This is a genomic window from Streptomyces musisoli, assembly GCF_016741855.1.
GTDB lineage: Bacteria > Actinomycetota > Actinomycetes > Streptomycetales > Streptomycetaceae > Streptomyces > Streptomyces musisoli.
The window spans coordinates 1-296 of sequence record NZ_JAERRH010000134.1 but is presented as its reverse complement, the minus strand read 5'-3'; the positions used below and the strand labels follow the sequence as shown (position 1 = coordinate 296).

1 pseudogene is annotated in these 296 nt (G+C 74.0%); it reads left to right on the top strand.

Going from position 1 to position 296, the window contains the following annotated elements:
• Positions 1-296 (top strand): annotated as a pseudogene (locus JK361_RS40800) (xanthine dehydrogenase family protein molybdopterin-binding subunit); the annotation flags it as partial.

Sequence of the window (296 nt, the reverse complement as noted above, 5' to 3'; positions counted from 1 at the left end):
CTCCTGGGCGGCATGATCTGGGGCATCTCCATGGCCCTGCACGAAGAGGCCGTACGCGACCGCGCCTCGGGCGGCCCCGTCGGCGCCGACCTCGCCGGCTACCACGTGGCCACACACGCCGACGTACCGCACATCGAGGCCGACTGGATCGACGACACCGACCCGGCCGACCCCGTCGGGATCAAGGGCATCGGAGAGGTCGGCATCGTCGGCGCCGCGGCCGCCGTCGCCAACGCGGTCTGGCACGCGACCGGCGTCCGCCACCGCAGCCTGCCCATCCGACCGGACCGCGTCCT